Genomic DNA, 18037 nt, shown 5'->3' with positions numbered 1-18037 from the left:
CGCGACGGCCGTGATCCCGAACAATCCCTCGCGATCCAGGAAGTATGAGCTCGATACGGCCCTTTATACGGAGCGCCACCTGATCGAATGCTGTTTTTCCAAGCTCAAACAGTTCCGACGCGTCGCGACACGCTACGAGAAGACAGCCCGCAACTACGCCGCCGTGGTCACCATCGCTGCCATCGTCCTATGGCTCCGATAACTGTCCACACCGCCTAGAGGGTGATCTCGCGCAGGCGCAGGGCCTCGATCACCGTGTGGGTGGTGTTGCGGGTGCCGATCTTGCTGCGGGCGTTGCGCAGGTGGGTGGCGACGGTCTCGACCGAGACGCCGAGGAGGTCGGCGGTCTCCTCGCGGGTGCGCCCCTGCGCGGCGAAGGACAGGACATCCCGCTCGCGGGCGCTCAGGAGGCGGCCCGTCGGCTTGCGCCGCCGGGTCGTGGTGCGGGCCGCCGCCGCCCAGGCGTAGAGCCCGAGCAGGTGGACGGCGCGGCGCACCCGGGGCGGCAGCTCGATCCGCTCGCCGGCCATCGAGATCCCGCCCTGAAATCCGTGGGCATCGTAGATCGGCACGCAATAGCCGGCGCCCATCCCGTGCTCGCGCGCCTCCTCCATCACCCGGCGGGCCTGGGGGTCGGCCTTCGGGTCGTGCGGGACCTCGTTCCAGGCGAAAGGCTCGGTGGTGCTTAGGCAGTGCCGCACCACCGGGTCGTGGCGGTAATGGCCGACCCGGTCGTAATGCGACAGCCACCCGTCCGGCCAGACGCTGAGCAGCAGGTTGGGGCCGAGCCGCTCGCCCGGCTGCGGCAGGCGGGTGATCGCGAAATAGGAGAAGCCGCAGCGGGCGACGAGATCGAAGACCGTTGTCTGCACGGCGAGCGGGTCCGAGAGGCCGTCGAGACCGTCGATGAGGTCGAATGCTTGACGAATGAACGCGTCGTCGGCGTCCGACATGACGTACCCCTGAACCCCGAGCCGCCCGACTCCGAGCCGCCCTCGCGCGAAGCGAACCCGTCTGTACCGCGATGCCTGCCGGGTCCGTTCGAGTATTAGAATCCTGCCAGCAAAGATCAATGCGCGCGTCGAGGCCCGCACGAGTTCCCCACCCGGCGTTGCCTCAGAGCCCGTTCCGCACTATCGGGAGCCTGAAAGAAGCCCTCCGCTGTCGAAGGTCTGGCCGATGAAAGCGCGCGTCACCGTCACCCTGAAGACCGGCGTCCTCGACCCTCAGGGCAAGGCGATCGAAGGCGCGCTGCGCTCGCTCGGCATCTCCGGCATCGCCGGCGTCCGCCAGGGCAAGTTCTTCGAGGTCGAGGTCGATGCCGCCGACGAGGCGAGCGCCGAGGCGACCGTGAAGGCAGCCTGCGACCGGCTGCTCGCCAACACCGTGGTCGAGAACTACCGCGTCGAGATCGCCCGATGAAGGCCGCCATCGTCGTCTTCCCGGGCTCGAACCGCGACGCCGACGTCGCCCGGGCCCTGCGGCTGTCCGGCGCCGAGGTGACCCCGGTCTGGCACACCGAGACTACGCTTCCCGCCGGCACCGACCTCGCGGTCCTGCCCGGTGGCTTCTCCTATGGCGACTACCTGCGCTGCGGCGCCATCGCGGGTCGCGCTCATGCCATGGACGCGGTGCGGGCCCATGCCGCCCGGGGCGGCCTGGTGCTCGGCATCTGCAACGGCTTCCAGATCCTGTGCGAGTCCGGCCTCCTGCCGGGCGTGCTGATGCGCAACGTCAACCGCCGCTTCCTCTGCCACCGCCAGACCCTGCGGGTCGAGCGCGCCGACACCGCCTTCACCCGGGCCTATGCCCAGCATCAGGTGATCGACGTCTGCATCGCCCACGGCGAGGGCAACTACTTCGCCGATCCCGGGACGCTGGCGCGGATCGAGGGCGAGGGCCGGGTGGCGTTCCGCTACTGCGACGCGGCCGGCGGGCTCACGGTCGAGGCCAACCGCAACGGCTCGCTCAACGCGATCGCCGGCATCTATTCCGAGACCCGCAACGTGCTCGGGCTGATGCCGCACCCGGAGAACTTCGTCGAGGGCCTGGTCGGCGGCACCGACGGGCGCGGCCTGTTCGAGAGCCTGGCCAACGCGGCCTGACTCCAGGCGGCATGATCCGGAACGATCACGGGGAGAGGCGGGCCGAGAGGCCCGCCTTTCTCGTTCAGTGCCCCTCGAACTCGATCAGGGTGCGCACCGGCAGGTCGAGGGCGCGCAGGCGGTCGGCGCCGCCGAGTTCCGGCAGGTCGATGACGAAGCAGGCCGCCACCACCTCGGCGCCGATCCGGCGCAGCAGCTCGACCGCCGCCGTGGCGGTGCCGCCGGTGGCGATCAGGTCGTCGACCAGGATCACCCGGTCGCCGGGCTTCACCGCGTCGGAATGGATCTCCATCTCGTCGGTGCCGTATTCGAGCGCGTAGGCGATCGAGACCGTGGTGTGGGGCAGCTTGCCCTTCTTGCGGATCGGCACGAAGCCCGAGGAGAGCTGGTGGGCGATCGCGCCGCCGAGGATGAAGCCCCGTGCCTCGATGCCGGCGACCTGGTCGATCCGGCCGCCCGCGAAGGGATGCACCAGCTCGTCCACCGCGCGCCGGAAGGCGCGGGCATCGCCGAGCAGGGTGGTGATGTCGCGAAACAGGATGCCGGGCTTCGGATAGTCCGGGATCGTGCGGATCGCGTCCTTGAGGGCGGAGCGGGTGCGCGGGTCCAAGGTGCTCGGGTCCATGAAGGAGACCTTCGGGTTCGAGGGTGGGGCGGTCAGCCCGGACCGGTCGCGGTCCGGGCGCGCGGTCAGCCGCCGACCTTGCGCAGGATGGCGACCAGCTCGCGCTGCAGCACCTCGTTGCCGCAGGCGACCGAGCGGGCGGTCATCGGATCGGCGCCGCCGTCGGCGCTGCTGGCGAAGCCCCCGGCCTCGCGCACCAGGAGCAGGCCCGCGGCCATGTCCCAGGTCTGGAGGTCGCGCTCCCAGTACAGGTCGGCCCGGCCGCAGGCGACCGCCGCGAGGTCGAGCGCCGCCGAGCCGGTCTGGCGCACGCCGCCGGTCACCGCCATCACGGCGGCGAGTTCCTTGAGCAGGCGCGGATGGCTGCCGCGGCCGAGATAGGGCGAGCCGTAGAGCGCCAGGGCGTCGGCGAGATCCTGCCGGGCGGCGACCCGGAGGCGCTTGTTGTTGAGGAACGCGCCCTTGCCGCGCTCGGCGAGGTAGAGCTCGTCCTTGATCGGCTCGTAGATCACCGCGGCGACGATCGTGCCCTCGCGCTCGAGGCCGACCGAGATGCAGAAATGCGGCACGCCGTGGAGGAAGTTGGTGGTGCCGTCGAGGGGATCGACGTGCCAGGTATGGGTCTTGTCCTGGCCCTCGATGATCCCGCTCTCCTCCATGACGAGGCCGTAGCCGGGCCTGGCCTTCATGAGCGCCTCGCGCAGGGTCGCCTCGGCCTTGCGGTCGGCGGCGGTGACGAAGTCGCCCGGGCCCTTCCGCGAGACCTGCAGGTTCTCGATCTCGCCGAAATCGCGCTTGAGCCCGCGCGCCGCCTTGCGCACGGCATCGACCATCACGGTCATCAGGGGGGAGACGATCATCGGGCGGCGGCTCCCGGGTTGCGGGTCGGGGTCATGGCGGATCCTGGATGGCGGGCGCGGGCGCCCGGCGGGACGGATTGAAACGGAAGACCGGCCCATGCCTCGCCGGCGCGGGCCGCGTTACTGGTGGTTGGCTCTAAGCCGCATCGCGCGGCGTGTCACATCGGTTCGGGCAAGAAAATGCGTCCCGGGCCGGATCGGGGTCGCGGACGGGGCAGGGCTGCCCAGGAAACCTGCCAAGCCCGCAGGGCGAGGGGGGAGTTTCCGGAGGAGCCGCATTCGGCACTACCCCCTCACCCTCGCGCTGGCTTCGCCTCGGCTCGCTGCGTCTCCTCAACGGAGACACGGCCCTCTCCCCGCCCGCGGGGAGCGGGGAAACCCGCGTCTCTCCTTCTCCGCGGACGGCCCGGCATTCCGGACGGTGCAGCGAACCCGGCAAGGCGCGGCCGGTTGTGCCCTCGGCGCCGTCGTATACTCAGAGGGAGCATGTTGGAGCCCGAGACCCCGATCCGCCCGCCCCCCGACGACCGCCCGCCCGCGGACCCGCCGGAGACCGCCCCCGGCAAGACATCCGGCCTCCTGCGCCTCGTCGGCGGCGGGGTCATCACCGGGGCGGCGGATGACGACCCGTCGGCGATCGGCACCTATGCCAGCGCCGGGGCGAAGTTCGGCCTCGGCTTCCTGTGGATCGCCCCGGTCCTGCTGCCGATGATGGTGGTGGTGGTCTACGTCTCGGCCAAGCTCGGCCAGGTCTACGGCAAGGGGCTGTTCGCGGCGATCCGCGACCGCTACCCGCGCTGGGTCCTCTACCCGATGGTGCTCGGTGCCTTCGCCGGCAACGTCATCGAGGCCGCGGCCAATCTCGGCGGCATTGGTGCCGCCCTCAACCTGCTGGTGCCGCTGCCGGTGCCGCTGATCGTCGTGATCGCGGCCGCGGTGATCCTGGCCCTCCAGATCCTCGGCTCCTACGCGCTGCTGCGCCGGCTTTTCCGCTGGCTGGCGCTGGCGCTGTTCGCCTACGTCGCCGCCGCGATCATGGCCCGGCCCGATCCCGGAGAGGTTCTGTACCGGACCGTCGTGCCGCGCCTGACCCTCGACAGCGACGCGCTCACGATGATCGTCGCCTGCATCGGCACCTCGCTCTCGGCCTACGTCTATACCTGGCAGTCGAACCAGGAGGTCGAGGAGGAGATCGGCCAGGGCCGCCATCGCTGGCGCCAGCGCAAGGGCGCGACCGACGCGGAGTTGCAGCGCACCCGGCGCGAGGTCATCACCGGGATGCTGTTCTCGAACCTCATCCTCTATTGCATCATCCTGTCGACCGGCGTGACCCTGCACCCGGCCGGCCAGACCGCGATCGACAGCGCCGCCCAGGCCGCCTCGGCCCTCGAACCCCTGGCCGGCTCCGGCGCCAAGGTGCTGTTCGCCCTCGGCATCGTCGGCGTCGGCTTCCTGGCCGTGCCGGTGATGACGACGGGCGCGGCCTACGACCTCGTGCAGGGCCTTGGCCGCGAGGGCAGCCTGCACGCCCGGCCTTCCGAGGCCAAGCTGTTCTACGGCACCATCGCGGCGGTGACCGTGGTGGCGGTCGGCCTCAACTTCCTGGGCTTCAACCCGATGCGGGCATTGGTCTGGTCCGGCGTGGTGCAGGGCTTCTCGGTGCCGCCGCTGCTCTTCCTGATGATGCTGATGACCAACGACCGCCGGATGATGGGCGAGCGGGTCAACGGCCGGCTCGTCAATCTTCTCGGCTGGGCGACGGTCGCGGTCACGTTCGCGGCGACCGTCTGCCTCGTCGGCAGTTGGATCATCGGGTGAGCGCGAGGAGCAGCGCCTCCGCGTCGCCGCCCTGAAGCAGCGGCACCAGGGCCCGCACCCGCTCCGGCGGCAGGTCCCACCAGGCGGTCTCGACGAGGCCCGCGACCGTCCCGGGCGGGAAGCGATGCCGGATCACCCGGGCCGGGTTGCCGGCGACGATGGCGTAGGGCGGCACGTCCCGGGTCACGACCGCGTGCGCCGCCACCACGGCGCCGGGGCCGATGGTCACGCCCGACAGGATCAGGCAGCCGGAGCCCAGCCACACGTCGGCGCCGATCGCCACGTCGCCGCGGGAGGCGTGGTAGCCTTCCGGCGCGTCGAGGTCCGGCCACAGCCCCGTCATCGCCGCGAACGGGTAGGTCGAGACCCAGTCGGTGCGGTGGTTGCCGCCGAGCAGGATCTCGACCTTGTCGGCGATCGAGCAGTAGGGGCCGATCGACAGCCTGGCGCCGGATTCCGGGAAGCGGACCTTCGGCCTGCCGTAGGAGTACGGCCCGATCCGGAAGCCGTAGCGGGAGACGAGCTTGGCGAGGTGGAGGCGGGTCTCGTTGTGAGGGTTGCGCCCCTGCCGCAGGCGGTGCAGGAAACCCGTCACCCGCGGGCTCCCGCACGAGGCGCGGGCGGAATGGCGAGCCCGAGCGTTCGGGCGATCCGGGGAGACGGCGCGGTGAGCAGCAACATTTCGGACGATCTGAAGAGCGGCGCGCTGTTCTACCACCGCAATCCGCGGCCCGGGAAGCTGGAGATCCAGCCGACGAAGCCGCTCGGCAACCAGCGCGACTTGGCGCTCGCCTATTCCCCCGGCGTCGCCGCCGCCTGCGAGGCGATCGCCGCCGACCCGGAGGAGGCCGCGACGCTCACCGCGCGCCAGAACCTCGTCGCGGTGGTGTCGAACGGCACCGCGGTGCTCGGGCTCGGCGATATCGGCCCGCTCGCCTCCAAGCCCGTGATGGAGGGCAAGGCGGTCCTGTTCAAGAAATTCGCCGGCATCGACGTCTTCGACATCGAGCTCGCCGAGAAGAACGTCGACAAGCTCGTCGACGTGGTGGCGGCGCTCGAGCCGACCTTCGGCGGCATCAACCTCGAGGACATCAAGGCGCCGGAATGCTTCGAGGTCGAGGAGCGCTGCCGGGCCCGGATGAACATCCCGGTCTTCCACGACGACCAGCACGGCACGGCGATCATCGTCGCCGCCGCGGTGCTGAACGGCCTTGAATTCGCTGGCAAGAACATCGCCGACGTCAAGATCGTCACCTCGGGCGCCGGTGCCGCGGCGCTCGCCTGCCTCAACCAGCTCGTCTCCCTCGGCGCGCGCCGCGAGAACATCTTCGTCACCGACATCGAGGGCGTGGTCTTCAAGGGCCGTGACACGCTCATGGACCGCTGGAAGGCGGCCTACGCGCAGGAGACCCAGGCCCGGACGCTCGCCGAGATCATCCCGGGCGCCGACGTGTTCCTCGGCCTCTCGGCCGGCGGCGTGCTGAAGCCCGAGATGCTGGAGCGGATGGCCGAGAAGCCGCTGATCATGGCGCTGGCCAACCCCTATCCGGAGATCATGCCGAACCTCGCCGAGGAGAAGCGGCCGGACGCGATGATCTGCACCGGGCGGTCGGACTTCCCGAACCAGGTCAACAACGTCCTGTGCTTCCCTTACATCTTCCGGGGCGCGCTCGATGTCGGCGCGACCACGATCAACGAGGAGATGAAGGCGGCGGCCGTGAAGGCGATCGCCGGGCTCGCCCGCGAGACCCCGTCCGACGTCGTCGCCCGCGCCTATGGCGGCGAGGCGCGGCCCTTCGGCCCGCACTCCCTGATCCCGAGCCCGTTCGACCCGCGCCTGATCCTGCGCATCGCCCCCGCGGTCGCGCAGGCCGCGATGGAGTCCGGCGTCGCCAAGCGGCCGCTGCCGGACGTGCAGGCCTATGCCGAATCCCTCGACCGGTTCGTGCACCGCTCCGGCTTCATCATGAAGCCGGTCTTCACCAAGGCCAAGGAGGATCCGCGCCGGGTCGTCTACGCCGAGGGCGAGGACGAGCGGGTGCTGCGCGCCGTCCAGGCGATCGTCGAGGAGGGGCTGGCCAAGCCCATCCTGATCGGCCGTCCCTCGGTCATCGAGACCCGCCTGAAGCGCTTCGGCCTCGCGATCCAGCCGGGCCGCGAGTTCGAGCTGATCAACCCGGACGACGATCCGCGCTACCGCACCTACGTCCAGACCTACATGGACCTCGCCGGCCGCCGCGGCATCACGCCCGACGCCGCCCGTACCCTGGTGCGCACCAACAACGCGGTGATCGGCGCGCTGGCTGTCCGCCGCGGCGAGGCCGACGCGCTGATCTGCGGCCTGGAAGGCCGCTTCGAGAGCAAGCTGCGGGTGATCCGCGACATCATCGGGCTGGCGCCGGGGGCGCGGGACTTCGCGGCGCTCAGCCTCATCGTCACCTCGAAGGGCGCCTACTTCCTGGCCGACACCCACGTCCGGCCCGATCCGAGCGCCGAGGAGATCGCCGACGTCGCCATCGCCTGCGGCGACACCGCCCGCCGCTTCGGCCTCTCGCCGAAGATCGCGCTGGTCAGCCACGCCGATTTCGGCTCGTTCGACACCGCATCGGCCCGCAAGATGCGCCAGGCCCTGGCGCTCCTGCGCGAGCGCGCCCCCGACCTCGAGGTCGACGGCGAGATGGCCGCCGACACCGCCCTGTCGCAGGCGATCCGCGACAAGGTGCTGCCCGGCTCGCGCCTCAAGGGCGAGGCCAACGTGCTGATCATGCCGAACCTGGATGCAGCCAACATCGCGTTCCAGTTCTCGAAGACGTTGGCCGATGCGCTGCCGGTCGGCCCGCTGCTCCTCGGCCCGGCGCAGCCTGCGCATATCCTGACCCCGTCGGTGACGGCGCGGGGCATCGTCAACATCACGGCGGCGGCGGTGGTCGAGGCGCAGGGGAGCGAGAGCGTGAAGGTCGAGGCGGACAGCACCGCGGAGGCGGGGACGCCGTTGGTGTCGGCGTAAGTGGAGTGGAGCGGCCCGGCGAGATGATCGCCGGGTCGTTGGACCTCCGCTGGGATACTGCTTGACCGTGTGCGAGTCTAATCCTGGCCCCTCGGGCCATCTCGGATGTCATACGCTTGCGTGTCGGACAACAGGTGTTTTCCGGCACCCGAGATGACCATCTGCGTATACCGGCTGAAACCTGACGAGCGCCTCATGGGGCTGCCTTGGCCCCTTCTTCGACGCACTGCGATAATTCCGCCGCTTCCCATAGCGGCCACTCGATCATGGCACGATGTCGCGCCAACCATGCTTCAGCGTCCATGTCGCGCCATCGAAGGCGAAGAAACAGCCGCCCCCTGCTATTGGCTGACCATGGTCCCGTGAGATGGGCTCGCCCAGCAGGTCACATAGAAGCAGCGTGCCGACCCCTCCATGCGAAACGACGCACAAGTCAGCAGCACTATTGCCATGGGCGGCGATACAGTCCCGCACCGCTGCCTTGATACGCGCCTGCGCGTCCACCGCTCGCTCCCAACCTAGAACGCTCGTCTCGGGCTCGGCGAAGAATCGATCGACAATCTCCCAGAAGCGAGGCGGCGCGACGTAGCCGGTAGCCGAGCGGTCGTTCTCGCCCAGGCGCGCGTCGGTCGTGATGGGACACCCGTGTCGCTCGCGCAGCATACCAGCTCCGTCTTGCGCCTTGCGCTCATCGCTGACGAAGATGTGGCCAATGCTCGTCGCCTCGGGTCGTGCGCAGAAAGCTGCCATGCGCTCGCGGCCTCGTGCCGATAGGCCCCAGTCGGGCACCGGTACAGCCGGGTCGATCGTGACCTCAGGATGAGTGACGAAAAGAACTTTCATCTCGAGGTTCTGTGCTCCCAAACGAACAGCTACGTCCCGTATGCTCGAAGCTATCTAGAAAGTCGAAATGCGGGAAACTACTCCGAACGATCGTTCTGCACCTCAGGCTTGGGTGTACGGTAAACAAGTGTTTTCCGACACATGAGATTGCCGGATGGATGTCCCTGACGGGCAACCTTAAGCGAACCCTATGCTGAAAGCTTAGTACCCAACTGACCACTCCAGTGTGTCGCTCGTGGGGTCATAGCGCGCGATCACTTCATCGGGACTGTTCTCGACTGTCAATAAGACCTCCTTCATAGTCGCGCGCCCGAGTGCATTCAGAAAGCCTACCAACCGGTCAGCTTCCAAGAGACTATCCACGTCACGCGGATCAAGATCGAACTCGATCTCCTCCTCCGTAAAGAAGTGGCAGTTCAGCCGCTGCTTGCCGAGACGGTATGACACCAGAACGCTCCGGGCAGGATAGAAATTGAAGACCTCGGCGACCTCGGCCGGCGGAGGCTTTGCCTGCCCATCGATTTCGAACGTCAGCCGCTCAGGCTTCGCCCGCAGTAGGTCCCACACGCGGGCCCAATCCTGATGCGATGTCTCCAGAACATAGATGTCGAGCAGGGCGCCATGGTAGTTGAAGGCGGCGGCTATGCGGCTCCAGGTCATCACGTGACCGATTATGGCTGGAACGGAGAGGCCTGCAAACCACCCCGAGCGGTCATTCCGTATCTCACGCTCGGCTGCACGGAAAACATGTGTCTGATGATGAGGGGCCGGCCAATCGTGCAGCTAACTAATCTCTGCTGTAGAATACGCGCGACAACCCCCGTCGGATTGATGTGATATACGGAAACTTCGCTTGGAAGGTTTTCCGCACATGCTGTTCAGGGGCATGTACATATCGCCCGCTAACTTCTATCCTCGGCAGCTATGTCCCTCGGTCAAGCCAAACTTCCTCAACTCGCTTCTATCCCCGCGGCTTCGGCGCCGCCTTGCCCGCCTGCCCCGCCGGCTGCGCGCAGCCCGCCTGCTTGCCCTTGGCCCCATCATCCTTGCCGCCCGGCACGAACATCGCCGAGACGCGCCCGCCGGCCACCGGGTCCATGTTCGCCCGGCCGGTATTCATGTCGTAGACGAGGCGCGAGCCGCGGGTGACGTTCTGGCACTGGCTCAAGACCACGTTGCCGGTCAGCACGACCCGGTTCGCCACCCGGTCGAACACCGCGTTGTCGCCGCTCGCCACCTGATCCTTCGACACCACCGTGACCGGGCCGGCGCAGACCACCTGGCGGATCGCGCTGCCGTCGGTCGGGTCGGCCGCCGCTTTCTCGACCTTGGGTTCCGGCTTGGCCTCGACCTTCACCGCGGCCTCGACCGGCTTGCCGTCCGCCGGCTTGGTCTCCGGAGCCTTCGCCTCGGCCTTCTTCTCCTTCTCCTTGCGCTGGTAGTGCACGGTCATGCTGGAGCACCGGATCGTGCTCTCGCCCTGCACCGCCACGACGTTGCCGGCGAAGACCGCCTTGTTCTCGCGGTCGAACACGTCGAGCCGGTCGGCGTCGATCTTGATCGGCTCCTTGCCGCCGCCGCTGCTGAAGGCGCCGAAGCCGGAGCCGGCCTCCTTCTTCTTGGCCGCGGGCGCGGGCGTCTCGGCCCACGAGCCGGAGGGGAGGGCGAGGGCGGCGAGGGTGAGGCAGCCGAGCGCCGCCAGGGCCGGAAGACGGGGCACGGGCTCAATCGTCCTTGATCTGGGCCTCGGAGGTCCGCAGGCGCGGATCCTCGTCCGAAGGCATGTGATTGCTGAAGACCGCCTTGACGTTGCCGACGAACGAGATGGTCTTGCCGTTCTCGGTCACGTCGAGACCGTCGGCCTTGATCGAGCCGGTCGGCATCGTGACGGTGACCGCCTCGCGCGAGTGCATCGTGCCGGCCTTGAAGTCGACATGGGCCGAGGTCAGCCGCGCTTCCTGGCCCTTGTCGGTCCAGAGGCGGATGTGCTGGCTCAGGTCCAGCGCCTCTTTCTGGGTGTCGAAGATCCCGGCCGTCGCCTCGATATGGGCAAGCCCGCCGGATTCGTCGGTGGTGAGGCGCCCGAGCATGCTCTGCAGCTCGATGACGAAGGGCTTCCTCACGTCCTGCAGGGCGGCCTTGGCGGTCACGACGTAGGGGCGGTTGTCCTTCGAGCGGTAGCCCGAGAGCCGCGGGCTCTCCATCGTCACCTTCGAGCCCGAGACGCCGATCGAGCCGAGGCTGACCGAGACGCCGAGATCGGCGAAGGGGTTGAGCCAGGTGCCGACCACGATGGCGAGCCCCGCCGCACCCGCCCCGAGGGGGATCGCGCGGCGCAGCCAGCGCACCTGGGCGCTGTGGCGGCGCGCCCTCGCATGGGCGCGCAGGCGCCGGGGATCGGGGCCCGGGGACGGGATCGCGTCGAGCGGGGAAGCGTGCAGCAAGGGCGTGGCCACCTGGCGTCGTGCCGACATCCGACGCGGGGTGCGCGGGACATGGGCGTCCCCGATGCCCCGACGCGGTGTCGAAGTTATGGCCGGCAGGTTAACAGAATGGCCACGCTTCCGTCCCGCTCAGCTATGGGCGAAGATGTCGGTCTCGTCCCATTCGAGCAGGTCGAGGCGGGAGCGGGTCGGCAGGAAGTCGAAGCAGGCCTGCGCCATCGCGGTGCGGTCCTCGCGCGCCAGCATCATGTCGAGCCGGTCGCGCAGGGCGTGGAGGTGCAGCACGTCGGAGGCGGCGTAGTCGATCTGCGCCTGGGTCAGGGTCTCGGCGCCCCAATCCGAGGATTGCTGCTGCTTCGACAGGTCGACGCCGACGAGCTCGCGCACCAGGTCCTTCAGGCCGTGCCGGTCGGTGTAGGTGCGGGCGAGCCGCGAGGCGATCTTGGTGCAGTAGACCGGCCCCGGCATCACGCCGAGCCGGTGATAGAGCACCGCGAGGTCGAAGCGGGCGTAGTGGAAGATCTTGGTGACCGCCGGATCGGCGAGCACGCGCTTGAGCACCACCGGCTCCGGGCCGGCCTTCGGGATCTGCACCAGGTCGGCCTCGCCGTCGCCGCGGGAGATCTGCACCACGCAGAGCCGGTCGCGGTGGGGCTGGAGGCCGAGCGTCTCGGTATCGATCGCGATGGCCGGGCCCGGCACGTAATCGTCGGGCAGGTCGCCGCGGTGCAGGCGGTGGGGCATGGGCAGGGTGTCCGGGGAAGCGCGTGTCTGCCCCGGCGCCTATCACCCCGCTTCCGGGCCGGCAAGGATCGGAGGCGCTCAGCTCTTCTGGCGCGCGATGACCTTGTCCTTGATGTCCTCGTAGACGTTCGACGGGACGATCTTCTTCGACAGAAGCTCGTCCTTGCCGCGATACGGCCGGCCCTTGATGATCGCCTCCGAGCGCGCCGTGCCGATGCCCTTCAGGGTCTCGAGCTCCTGCTTCGAGGCGGTGTTCAGGTCGATGAGAACGGGCTTGGCCGAAGGCGCGGCTTGCGTGGCGGGGGCCGCCGCCTTCGGGGCCTCGGGCGCCTTCGGGGCGGTGGGGGCTGCCGGGGGCGTCGCCGTGGGCGCCGGGACGGTCGGGGCCGGCCGCGTCGTCGGGGTCGACGGGGCGGGGGTCTGGGCGAGAGCCGGGCCTGCTGCGAGCAGGGCGGTCAGCGCCAGGGCGCGGGTCAGGCGGGGAAAGCGCGTCATCGGGACAGCTCCGATCGTGCCGCCCACGGGCTCCCGGAGCGGGGCTGTCCGGAGCGGCTCACGCCCATCATGCGACCTTCGCCGTTGAACGGCAGCTTAATGCGTGTATGACGGGCCGAGCGGATTTCTGGAGCTGGTCCCCTAGCCAGGGCGGCGCGTCTCCTCTATAGACCCCGCTCCGATCAGGATCGCGACGCGCGCGGCGGCTCCGGCCAGGGGCCTCTACGCGCCTGTTTTGTTGCACGGGAAGTAGTTCCAATGGCCGTTCCGAAGCGAAAGACCTCTCCGTCGCGGCGCGGCATGCGCCGCTCCGCCGACGCCCTCAAGGCCCCGACCTACGTCGAGGACAAGGATTCCGGCGAGCTGCGTCGCCCGCACCACATCGACCTGAAGACCGGCATGTATCGCGGTCGCCAGGTTCTGAAGGTCAAGTCCGACGCGTGATCCGGCATGGCGGCGCCGCACGCGCCGCTCAAGGACCGGCACGGGATGACGGCGCCCCTCGCGGGCGCCGTTCTCGTTTGGGGCTCGGCCTCTGGGATCATCCCGGGCGTCGCGCCGTCCACCACAGCCACAGGGCGGTGAGGGCGAGCAGGCCGGTCGCGGCCGCGCCGGTCAGGCTCACCGCGTGCCACCCGCCGCCGAGGAGCCGCACCAGCAGCGGGCCGAGGATCTGCCCGGCCGCGAAGGCGGCGGTCATCCGGGCGAGCAGCGGCGTCGGGTCGTCGGGGCGCGCCTCGCGCGCCAGTTGCAGGCCGGCCATGGTGGCGATCATGAAGGTGCCGCCGACGAGCACGGCCGAGGCCGCGACCGCCCACAAGGCGTGGACCACGAGCGGCAGCGCGGTGCCGAGCGCCATGAGCGCTTGTGCCGCCGCCCAGAGACGCCGGCGCGGCACCCCCGCGAGGAGGCGCGCCGCCACGGCGACCGACAGCACGGCCGCCAGGCCGAAGAGCGGCCAAGCCAGGCCGAAGACCAGCGGGTCGGGCGTCAGCTCCCGCGCCATCGCCGGCAGGAACGTCGCCGGCACGATGTAGCCGAAGCCGAAGCCGCCGTAGCACAGGATCAGGCCGAGCGGGTGGCCGGTGCCGCCCCGCGCCAGGGCCGCCGCCGCGCGCTCCGCGGGTTCGGGCGGGGTCGTGCCTTGCCGGCGCGCCAGTCCCCCGACGAGCAGCGCGCCGAGCGTTGCGACGAGACCGAGTTCGAGCCACAGCCGTGCCGCCGGCTGGCGTCCGCCGAGCCAAGCCAGCGCCCCGGCGAGCGCGATGCCGACGCCGACCCCGATGTAGATCCAGGCACCCTGCCGCGGCGCACCCCGCCGGGCGAGCTCGGCGAGGCACCAGCTGCTGGCGCAGACAAGCGCCCAGGCGCTGAACAAGCCGGCCGTGGCACGAAGCGCCGTGCCGACGAGGTCCGGGGCCGGGTCGCCGGCCCACGTCATGGCGAGGGTCGTCAGGGCCACCCCGGCGAGGCTCACCCCCAGCCCTTGCGCCGGCTTCCCCGAGAACCACGCGGCCGTGAGCGCCCCGGCGAGGTACCCGACATAGTTCGCCGCGGCCCACGCGGCGCCGGCACTCGCGGTCAGGGTACCGTCGCGCAGCATCAAGGGCAGCAGCGGCGTGAAGGCGAAGCGGCCGATCCCCATGGCGACCGCGAGGGCGAGGATGCCGGCGGCGACGACCGGCCAAGTCGCGGAGGACGGAACGGGGCGGGCGAGAGGCGGATGAAGCGTGCTCATCCGGGCATCCAACACCCCTCGACGGTTCTTGGAAAATGAATTTTTCCGACGTATCCTTCTTGCCATGAGAACAATGGATCTCGACGACCTGCACATCTTCCGCAGCGTGGTGCGGGAAGGCGGGGTGACGCGGGCGGCAAGCCTGCTCAACCGGGTGCCGTCCAACGTCACCACCCGGATCAAGCAGTTCGAGGAACGGCTCGGCGTCGCCCTGTTCAGGCGCGAGGGCCGCTCCCTCACCCTCACCGAGGCCGGGCGCACCCTGCTCGGCCACGCCGACAAGCTGCTGACCCTCGCCGATCTCGCCGAGCGCGAGCTGCGCGGCGGCGGCGTGCGCGGCACGCTGCGGCTCGGCTCGATGGAGAGCGCCGCCGGCGCCCGGCTGCCGCCGATCCTGTCGGCCTTCCACGCGCGCTACCCCGACGTCACGATCGAGCTGCAGACCGGCACCACCCGGGCGATGCTGCGCCAGCTCGCGCGCTACGAGGTCGAGGCGGCCTTCGTGTCCGAGCCGATCGAGGGCGATGCCCTGTCCTCGGTCCCCGCCTTCGATGAAGAACTGGTGCTGATCACCGCCAAGGGGCGGGACGCCGCTCGGACCGGGACCGTGGTCGCCTTCCCGCACGGCTGCTCGTACCGCCAGCGCCTGTTCGCCTGGCTCGCCGAGGAGGGCCGGTCACCGGAGCGGATCCTGGAGATGAGTTCCTACCACGCCATCGTCGCCTGCGTGGCGGCGGGCACCGGGGCGGCCATCGTTCCGGCCGAGGTGCTGGACCATGCGGTGCTCGGCACGACGGTCGCCCGCCACCCCCTGCCGGGGCATCTGCGGCGCAACCGCACGCATCTGGTCTGGTCGGGCGAGGCCAGCCCGCCGCTGCGCTCGCTGATGGCGCTGCTGCCGCCGGTGGGGGAGGGCGTGTAGGGCGCGTCCGGCCTGCGCGAGCGCCGATCGATCACGCTTCGCCGTTCGCCGCATACCGCGCCGAGGCCACCCGCGACCGGTCGAGGCGGGAGGGCCGCAACGTCCCGGTCGGCCCGTCGATCAGCTGAACCAGGAAGGTCGCGAGCGGCCGGGCCGGCACGGGAGGCGCGGGAGAGGCGGCTTCGATCGGGACGAGGGCACGGCCGGTCGTATGCGGTTCCGGGACGGACGTGTCGGGCTGGGACATGGCGGGGGCTCCGCGGGGCGACGACGGATCAACGTCGCAACCCGCCGGCCAAGTTTCCCGCCGCGCGTCCTCGCGGCTACTTCTTGGCCAGGGCCTCGAGCCGGTTCTGCATCTCGAGCATCTGGCGCTTGAGGTCGTCGAGCTCGCCCTTCGGGGCCGGGGCCGGGGCGGGGGCCGGCGCCGCGGCCGGCGCCTCGGCCGGCGTGTCGCCGCTCCCCGGCTGGCCGCCCGGGCCGAACGGCGTGAACATCCGCATCGCCTCGCTGAAGAAGCTCATGTTGGCGCGCACCTGCTCCTCCATCGCGTGCTGGAAGGCGGTGGGGCCGAAGGTCTGGGACATCTTCTCGCGCAGGCCGTCCTGCTCGCGGGCGAGATGATGCATCGAATGTTCGAGGAAGCTCGGCACCATCGCCCGCATGCTGTCGCCGTAGAAGCGGATCAGCTGGCGCAGGAAGGCCACCGGCAGCAGGTTCTCGGCGCCGGCCTTGTTCTCCTGCTCGAAGATGATCTGGGTCAGCACCGAGCGGGTGATGTCCTCGCCCGACTTGGCGTCGAAGACCACGAAATCCTCACCGGCCTGCACCATCGCGGCCAGGTCCTCGAGGGTGACGTAGGTCGAGGTGCCCGTGTGGTAGAGACGCCGGTTGGCGTACTTCTTGATGACGGTGGGTGTCGACTTGCCGCTATCCGCCATCGGTGCCCTGTCTCCCTCTTGGCCGACCTGTTGGCCAACCCGGCGAGAGCGGGACGGCGCCGGGCGAGCCGAATTTTCACCGGTTCTCATGACCGGACCTTAAGGCCTTCGTGTGCTGGCGAAAATAGCAATCTGCGCGCCGTCCACGCAAACTGGCCGCGCTGCCAGTGCGGTCGTGCGCTGCGGACGCCTTGACTTCCCGCAGGGCAACGCTTTCATCCACCGCAAAGCGCGCGGACAACCGGCAGCGACGGCCCCGTGACGCTGGGCGAGGATCGAGAGGAGAGGCGCATGGCCGAGAAGGCAGATATCGTCATCGTGGGGGCCGCCCGCACCCCGGTGGGCTCGTTTAACGGGGCCTTCGCCACCGTGCCGGCCCACAAGCTCGGTGCGGTCGCCATCAAGGCGGCGCTGGAGCGGGCCAAGGTCTCCCCCGAGGAGGTCGACGAGGTGATCTTCGGCCAGGTGCTCGCCGCCGGCGAGGGCCAGAACCCGGCCCGCCAGGCCGCCATGGCCGCCGGCATCCCGCAGGAGAAGACCGCCTGGGGCCTCAACCAGCTCTGCGGCTCGGGCCTTCGCACCGTCGCGGTCGGCATGCAGCAGATCGCCAACGGCGACGCCGACATCATCGTGGCCGGCGGCCAGGAATCGATGTCGATGGCGCCCCACGCCCAATACCTGCGCGGCGGCCAGAAGATGGGCGACCTCAAGCTCGTCGACACGATGCTGAAGGACGGCCTGATGGACGCCTTCAACGGCTACCACATGGGCAACACCGCCGAGAACATCGCCCAGCAGTGGCAGCTGACCCGCGAGGAGCAGGACAGCTTCGCGGCCCGCTCGCAGAACAAGGCCGAGGCCGCCAAGAAGGACGGCCGGTTCAAGGACGAGATCGCCCCCGTCACGGTGCCCGGCCGCAAGGGCGACGTGGTCGTCGATGCCGACGAGTACATCCGCGAGGGTGCGACGCCCGAGGGCATGGCCAAGCTCAAGCCCGCCTTCTCGAAGGACGGCACCGTCACCGCCGGCAACGCGTCCGGCATCAACGACGGCGCCGCCGCCCTGGTGCTGATGTCGGCGGCCGAGGCCGAGAAGCGCGGCCTCAAGCCGCTCGCCCGCATCGCCTCCTGGGCGACCGCCGGCGTCGATCCGAAGATCATGGGCACCGGCCCGATCCCGGCCTCGCGCAAGGCCCTCGAGAAGGCCGGCTGGAAGGCCTCCGATCTCGACCTGATCGAGGCCAACGAGGCCTTCGCCGCCCAGGCGCTCGCGGTCAACAAGGACCTCGGCTTCGACGACGCCAAGGTCAACGTGAACGGCGGCGCCATCGCCATCGGCCACCCGATCGGTGCGTCGGGCGCCCGCGTCCTCGTCACCCTGCTGCACGAGATGCAGCGCCGCGATGCCAAGAAGGGCCTCGCCACCCTCTGCATCGGCGGCGGCATGGGCGTCGCCATGTGCCTCGAGCGGCAATAATTCGCTGAAGGGAGGGGGT

At 69.9% G+C, this 18037-nt stretch carries 21 protein-coding genes; 8 read left to right on the top strand and 13 right to left on the bottom strand.

Features of this window, described 5'->3' with window-relative positions; translation table 11 throughout:
* A partial coding sequence (locus tag FF100_RS23165; protein ID WP_139038114.1) for a transposase occupies positions 1–202 on the top strand: 202 nt, incomplete at its 5' end.
* A gap of 13 nt (positions 203–215) precedes the next feature.
* Here the strand turns inward: FF100_RS23165 and FF100_RS23160 are convergent.
* The gene (locus FF100_RS23160; protein WP_139038113.1) at positions 216–953 is read right to left on the bottom strand and encodes a helix-turn-helix transcriptional regulator; all 738 of its coding nucleotides are present in this window, start codon (positions 951–953) and stop codon (positions 216–218) included.
* A gap of 226 nt (positions 954–1179) precedes the next feature.
* Between FF100_RS23160 and purS the strand changes: the two genes are divergently transcribed.
* Positions 1180–1422 (top strand): phosphoribosylformylglycinamidine synthase subunit PurS, encoded by a 243-nt coding sequence (purS, locus tag FF100_RS23155; RefSeq protein WP_109959050.1) that lies wholly within the window; start codon positions 1180–1182, stop codon positions 1420–1422.
* On the top strand, positions 1419–2105 hold the full coding sequence (gene purQ / locus FF100_RS23150) for a phosphoribosylformylglycinamidine synthase subunit PurQ (protein WP_139038112.1): 687 nt from the start codon (positions 1419–1421) through the stop codon (positions 2103–2105). Before purS ends, purQ begins: the two co-directional genes overlap by 4 nt.
* A 64-nt stretch (positions 2106–2169) precedes the next feature.
* Here purQ and FF100_RS23145 read toward each other — a convergent pair whose 3' ends face one another.
* Both FF100_RS23145 and FF100_RS23140 read right to left on the bottom strand, forming a co-directional pair.
* Positions 2170–2730, bottom strand: a complete 561-nt coding sequence (locus FF100_RS23145) for an adenine phosphoribosyltransferase (protein ID WP_139038111.1) — start codon at positions 2728–2730, stop codon at positions 2170–2172.
* A 65-nt stretch (positions 2731–2795) separates the two neighbouring features.
* Positions 2796–3590 carry an inositol monophosphatase family protein gene (locus FF100_RS23140; protein ID WP_139038110.1) on the bottom strand — a complete coding sequence of 265 codons (795 nt, stop codon included), beginning with the start codon at positions 3588–3590 and terminating at the stop codon, positions 2796–2798.
* Positions 3591–4076: 486 nt separating this feature from the next.
* Here FF100_RS23140 and FF100_RS23135 point away from each other — a divergent pair, with 486 nt between their 5' ends.
* Positions 4077–5408, top strand: coding sequence for an NRAMP family divalent metal transporter (locus FF100_RS23135; RefSeq protein ID WP_139038109.1), 1332 nt, complete (start codon positions 4077–4079; stop codon positions 5406–5408).
* Here FF100_RS23135 and FF100_RS37955 read toward each other — a convergent pair.
* A complete protein-coding gene (locus tag FF100_RS37955; protein ID WP_139038132.1) occupies positions 5398–5991 on the bottom strand; it encodes a CatB-related O-acetyltransferase in 594 nt (197 codons plus the stop codon). The two genes, FF100_RS23135 and FF100_RS37955, sit on opposite strands and share 11 nt — an antisense overlap.
* An 84-nt stretch (positions 5992–6075) precedes the next feature.
* On the opposite strand from FF100_RS37955, the gene FF100_RS23125 reads away from it, so the two are divergent.
* Positions 6076–8415, top strand: coding sequence for an NADP-dependent malic enzyme (locus FF100_RS23125; protein WP_139038108.1), 2340 nt, complete (start codon positions 6076–6078; stop codon positions 8413–8415).
* Positions 8416–8679: 264 nt separating this feature from the next.
* Here the strand turns inward: FF100_RS23125 and FF100_RS23120 are convergent, their stop codons facing one another.
* The 6 genes from FF100_RS23120 to FF100_RS23095 all read right to left on the bottom strand — a co-directional run bounded on the left by FF100_RS23120 (position 8680) and on the right by FF100_RS23095 (position 12941).
* Positions 8680–9258: a histidine phosphatase family protein gene (locus FF100_RS23120; RefSeq protein ID WP_139038107.1), complete on the bottom strand. Its 579-nt coding sequence runs from the start codon at positions 9256–9258 to the stop codon at positions 8680–8682.
* A 201-nt stretch (positions 9259–9459) separates the two neighbouring features.
* Complete coding sequence (locus tag FF100_RS23115; protein ID WP_139038106.1) at positions 9460–9918, bottom strand: hypothetical protein; 459 nt, start codon at positions 9916–9918, stop codon at positions 9460–9462.
* Positions 9919–10219: 301 nt separating this feature from the next.
* Complete coding sequence (locus FF100_RS23110; protein ID WP_246102260.1) at positions 10220–10978, bottom strand: LptA/OstA family protein; 759 nt, start codon at positions 10976–10978, stop codon at positions 10220–10222.
* Positions 10979–10982: 4 nt separating this feature from the next.
* A complete protein-coding gene (gene lptC / locus FF100_RS23105) occupies positions 10983–11714 on the bottom strand; it encodes an LPS export ABC transporter periplasmic protein LptC (RefSeq protein WP_246102258.1) in 732 nt (243 codons plus the stop codon).
* Between the two features lie 117 nt (positions 11715–11831).
* The gene (locus FF100_RS23100) at positions 11832–12446 is read right to left on the bottom strand and encodes a ribonuclease D (protein ID WP_139038104.1); all 615 of its coding nucleotides are present in this window, start codon (positions 12444–12446) and stop codon (positions 11832–11834) included.
* A gap of 78 nt (positions 12447–12524) precedes the next feature.
* Positions 12525–12941, bottom strand: a complete 417-nt coding sequence (locus FF100_RS23095) for a ComEA family DNA-binding protein (RefSeq protein WP_139038103.1) — start codon at positions 12939–12941, stop codon at positions 12525–12527.
* 258 nt (positions 12942–13199) lie between these two features.
* Between FF100_RS23095 and rpmF the strand changes: the two genes are divergently transcribed.
* Entirely contained in the window at positions 13200–13385 is a 186-nt protein-coding gene (gene rpmF, locus FF100_RS23090; protein ID WP_048425702.1) for a 50S ribosomal protein L32, read from the top strand.
* Positions 13386–13482: 97 nt separating this feature from the next.
* Here rpmF and FF100_RS23085 read toward each other — a convergent pair whose 3' ends face one another.
* On the bottom strand, positions 13483–14679 hold the full coding sequence (locus FF100_RS23085) for a YbfB/YjiJ family MFS transporter (RefSeq protein ID WP_139038102.1): 1197 nt from the start codon (positions 14677–14679) through the stop codon (positions 13483–13485).
* 73 nt (positions 14680–14752) lie between these two features.
* On the opposite strand from FF100_RS23085, the gene FF100_RS23080 reads away from it, so the two are divergent.
* Positions 14753–15601: a LysR substrate-binding domain-containing protein gene (locus FF100_RS23080; protein WP_171070299.1), complete on the top strand. Its 849-nt coding sequence runs from the start codon at positions 14753–14755 to the stop codon at positions 15599–15601.
* Positions 15602–15632: 31 nt separating this feature from the next.
* Here FF100_RS23080 and FF100_RS23075 read toward each other — a convergent pair whose 3' ends face one another.
* Positions 15633–15848 carry a hypothetical protein gene (locus FF100_RS23075; protein ID WP_139038100.1) on the bottom strand — a complete coding sequence of 72 codons (216 nt, stop codon included), beginning with the start codon at positions 15846–15848 and terminating at the stop codon, positions 15633–15635.
* 76 nt (positions 15849–15924) lie between these two features.
* Positions 15925–16542: a polyhydroxyalkanoate synthesis repressor PhaR gene (gene phaR / locus FF100_RS23070; protein WP_139038099.1), complete on the bottom strand. Its 618-nt coding sequence runs from the start codon at positions 16540–16542 to the stop codon at positions 15925–15927.
* A 291-nt stretch (positions 16543–16833) separates the two neighbouring features.
* Between phaR and FF100_RS23065 the strand changes: the two genes are divergently transcribed.
* Positions 16834–18018 carry an acetyl-CoA C-acetyltransferase gene (locus FF100_RS23065; RefSeq protein WP_139038098.1) on the top strand — a complete coding sequence of 395 codons (1185 nt, stop codon included), beginning with the start codon at positions 16834–16836 and terminating at the stop codon, positions 18016–18018.
* The last annotated feature ends 19 nt before the right edge of the window (positions 18019–18037 follow it).

Origin of the sequence: Methylobacterium terricola (assembly GCF_006151805.1) — a bacterium.
Classification (GTDB): Bacteria; Pseudomonadota; Alphaproteobacteria; order Rhizobiales; family Beijerinckiaceae; genus Methylobacterium; species Methylobacterium terricola.
The sequence above is the reverse complement of the archived record's forward strand: the minus strand, read 5'-3'. Positions and strand labels throughout refer to the sequence as shown.